Source organism: Massilia sp. P2_C2 (assembly GCF_056404615.1).
Genome location: NZ_JBFUDR010000443.1, coordinates 1 through 3,764, shown reverse-complemented (window position 1 = coordinate 3,764; position 3,764 = coordinate 1). Strand labels below are relative to the sequence as shown.

The 3,764-nt window shown below is 67.6% G+C and carries 4 protein-coding genes; all 4 read left to right on the top strand.

The window, feature by feature from the left end; genetic code table 11:
* The first annotated feature begins 19 nt into the window (after positions 1-19).
* A complete protein-coding gene (locus AC1DYX_RS29025) occupies positions 20-1,285 on the top strand; it encodes a lipoprotein-releasing ABC transporter permease subunit (protein WP_477265366.1) in 1,266 nt (421 codons plus the stop codon).
* The gene (gene lolD, locus AC1DYX_RS29020; protein ID WP_477265364.1) at positions 1,278-1,979 is read left to right on the top strand and encodes a lipoprotein-releasing ABC transporter ATP-binding protein LolD; all 702 of its coding nucleotides are present in this window, start codon (positions 1,278-1,280) and stop codon (positions 1,977-1,979) included. The genes AC1DYX_RS29025 and lolD overlap by 8 nt, the downstream gene beginning before the upstream one ends.
* Before the next feature lie 3 nt (positions 1,980-1,982).
* Positions 1,983-2,783, top strand: coding sequence for a TatD family hydrolase (locus tag AC1DYX_RS29015; RefSeq protein ID WP_477265362.1), 801 nt, complete (start codon positions 1,983-1,985; stop codon positions 2,781-2,783).
* Positions 2,784-3,062: 279 nt separating this feature from the next.
* A partial coding sequence (locus tag AC1DYX_RS29010) for a contractile injection system protein, VgrG/Pvc8 family (protein WP_477265360.1) occupies positions 3,063-3,764 on the top strand: 702 nt, incomplete at its 3' end.

Below are 3,764 nucleotides of genomic sequence, written 5' to 3'. Positions count from 1 at the left end.
GCATTTACCCATGGAGCCCATGAGTCTGATTCACAAACTGCCGTACGAATGGCTGGTCGGCCTGCGCTACACGCGCGCCGGCAAGCGCAGTGGGCGTAACAGCTTCATTTCCTTCATCTCCCTGATCTCCGTGTCCGGCATCGCTCTCGGCGTGGCCGCGCTGATCGTGGTGCTGTCGGTGATGAACGGGTTCCAGAAGGAAGTCACGGACCGCATGCTGTCCGTGCTCGCGCATATCGAAGTATTCGACGCCAACGGCGCCATGCCGAACTGGCGGCAGGCCGAGCAGGAAGCCTTCCGCAATCCGGCCGTGCGCGGCGCGGCGCCGTTCGTCGAGACCCAGGGCCTGCTCGTGCGGGAAGACACGATGAAGCCGTCCGTCATCCGCGGCATCCTGCCGTCCGAAGAGCACAAGGTGTCCGACGTGGCGAAGCAGATCCGCCAGGGCAGCCTGGACAGCCTGCGTCCGGGCGAATTCAACATCGTGCTCGGTTACGTGCTGGCGCGTTCGCTCGGGGTGGGCATCGGCGACAAGGTCAACATGCTGCTGGCGCAGGGCCAGACGACGCCGGCCGGCCTGGTGCCGCGCTCGCGCGTGTTCACGGTGAGCGGTATCTTCGAGGCCGGCCACTATGAATTCGATTCGGCCATGGCGTTCATCGACATCGAGGATGCCGAGCGCATGGAGCGGCTGGACGCGCCGAGCGGTCTGCGCCTGCGCATCGCCGACATGCACCAGGCCCCACTCGTGGCCGCCGAACTCAAGCGCACGATGTCGGGCGACCTGGTCATGCGCGACTGGTCCAGGCTGAACGCCAACTGGTTCGCCGCCGTGCAGACGGAAAAGCGCATGATGTTCATCATCCTCACGCTGATCATCGCGGTGGCCGCGTTCAACCTCGTCTCGACGCTCGTCATGACCGTCACGGACAAGCAGCCCGATATCGCCATTCTACGCACGCTGGGCGCGTCACCGCGCTCGATCACGAAGATCTTCATGATCCAGGGCGCGCTGGTCGGCATCATGGGGACGGTTGCCGGCGTCCTGCTCGGCGTCGTGGTGGCGCTGAACATCGACGTCATCGTGCCGTTCATCGAACACCTGCTGGGCGTGCAATTCCTGTCCAAGGACATCTACTTGATCAGCACAATCCCCTCCGACCTGCGCTGGCCGGACGTTTTCAAGATCGGCGGCGTCTCGGTGCTGCTGGCGTTCGTCGCGACCATTTATCCGAGCTGGTCGGCATCGCGCGTAAAACCGGCGGAGGCACTGCGTTATGAATGATATGAACCTGAATACCGCCGTACTGGCGTGCCGCGGCGTCGGCAAGACCTTCCGCCAGGGCGACTACGCCGTCCAGGTGCTCGACAACATCGACTTCGCGATCGGCCGCGGCGAACGCGTGGCCATCGTGGGCGCGTCCGGCTCCGGCAAATCCACGCTACTGCACATCCTCGGCGGCCTGGATACGCCCACGACCGGCGTCGTCATGCTGCAGGGCGAGGACTTCGCCACCCTGTCCGAGACGCGCCGCGGGGAACTGCGCAACCGCTCCCTCGGCTTCGTTTACCAGTTCCACCACCTGCTGCCGGAGTTCACGGCGCTGGACAATGTCGCGATGCCGTTATTGATCCGGCGCCTGCCGCGCGCCGAGGCGGCCGAACGCGCCCAGGCGATGCTGGCGCGCGTGGGCCTGACGAAGCGCGCCATTCACCGTCCCGGCGAGCTGTCCGGTGGCGAGCGCCAGCGCGTGGCCCTCGCGCGTGCCCTCGTCACCGAACCCGCCTGCGTGCTGGCGGACGAACCGACCGGCAACCTCGACCACGCGACCGCGCAGGGCATCTTCGACCTGATGCTGGAACTGTCGAAGACGCTCGGCACCGCGTTCGTCATCGTCACGCACGATCCGGAACTGGCGCGCCGCTGCGACCGCGAGCTGCGGATGACGGAACACGGCCTGCAACCGGCCGACGCCTGAATCATGTGGATCGACACCCACTGCCACCTCGACGCTCACGAATTCGGCACGGAATCCGGTGCCGTCGCAAGGCGCGCGCAGGCACTGGGTGTCGGCATGATCGTGATCCCGGCCGTCGAGCGGGGCAATTTCGACGTGGTGCGCCGGCTGGCGCATGACGTTCCGAATGCCAGCTATGCGCTGGGCRTCCACCCGATCTACGTGCCGCAGGCGACGGACGACGACCTCACCGAACTGCGGCGCCAGGTCGAGGCGTCGCTGGGTGATCCGCGTTTCGTGGCCATCGGCGAGATCGGTCTGGACTTCTTCATCCCCATGCTGTGCGAGCCCGCGATGCGCGCCAGGCAGGAGCGCTTCCTGCGCGAGCAGCTGCGCATCGCGCGCGATGTTGGACTGCCGGTCCTCACGCACGTGCGCCGTTCGCAGGACCAGGTGCTCAAGCACGTGCGCCAGATCCGCCCGCCCGGCGGCATCGCGCACGCGTTCAACGGCAGCTTCCAGCAGGCGCAGAACTTCATCGACGCGGGTTTCCACCTCGGCTTCGGCGGCGCCATGACCTTTACGCGCGCGCTGCAGATCCGGCGGCTCGCGGTCGACCTGCCCATCGACGCCATCGTGCTCGAGACGGATGCGCCGGACATCTCGCCGGCCTGGATCCACCCGGGCCGCAACAGTCCAGAACAATTGCCCGCGATCGGCGCCGCGCTGGCCGACATGCGTGCGCTCGACCCGGACGCCGTGCGCGTCGCGACCCACGCGAACGCACTGGCGGCGATTCCTCGCCTGGCCGCGCTGGCGGGCTGAGTCCGGCCTCACGTTTTCTGCCGCGGCGATGCGGCGCGCATGATGCACATGGGTCGTACCCTGTATCGATGACGATGGTGCGCGACCACGTTCGTGGCGCACGGGTTCCCGCGAGTCGCGGCGGCGCATCGCGCGCGCCCGCGCGGCGCGTCGTGTGGGACCATCCGCACGCGCCGAAGTTCGCCTCCAAGCACTCTGACACACGCCAATCCCGCGCCGGTTCAAGCATGGAAGAATCCAATCTCGTGCCGCAGCCGCGGCGTGGTCACGGGAGAGACAGTGGAAAGCGCGAGCGAGTTCCTGCGGGTGCTGCAGCACGAGAAGGTCCTGAGCACCGCGCACCGGCCCATGCGCCTGCGCCTGGCCCACGGCGGCCAGCTCGCGGAGGACGTGCTGCTGCCCCAGCGGGTCGTGGGCAGCGAGGCGGTCTGCGGCGGCATCGACTATCGTGTCGCGTGCCTCGCCAGCAGTCCGCACATCGCGCTGAAGGACCTGATCGCGCTACCGGCCGAGCTGCAGTTCGCGACCGACCGCGGCCAGCTGCGCAGCGTGTGCGGCATCGTCACCGAGGCACGCGCGGGCGACGCCGACGGCGGCCTGGCCGGCTACGAGCTGGTCCTGCGCGATGTCTTCGCCGTGATGGAAAAGCGCACCAACAGCCGCGTATTCCGCTACCAGAACGAGCTGGAGATCGTGCAGTTGCTGTGCGACGAATGGCGCCAGTCGAACACGGTCCTCGCCAATGCGTTCGAGCTGGAGCTGGACCCGCTGTTCGACGTGCGCCAGTTCCCGCCGCGCGAACAGACGATGCAGTACAACGAGTCCGACGCCGCGTTCGTGCGCCGGCTGCTCCGGCGGCGCGGCATCGCCTGGGTGTTCCGGCCGGGGCGTGGCCGCGGCAGCCCCGTCGACCCCGCGCACGACCGCACGCCCGCGCACACGCTCATGCTGTTCAACGACCCGAACAGCCTGGCGCAGAAC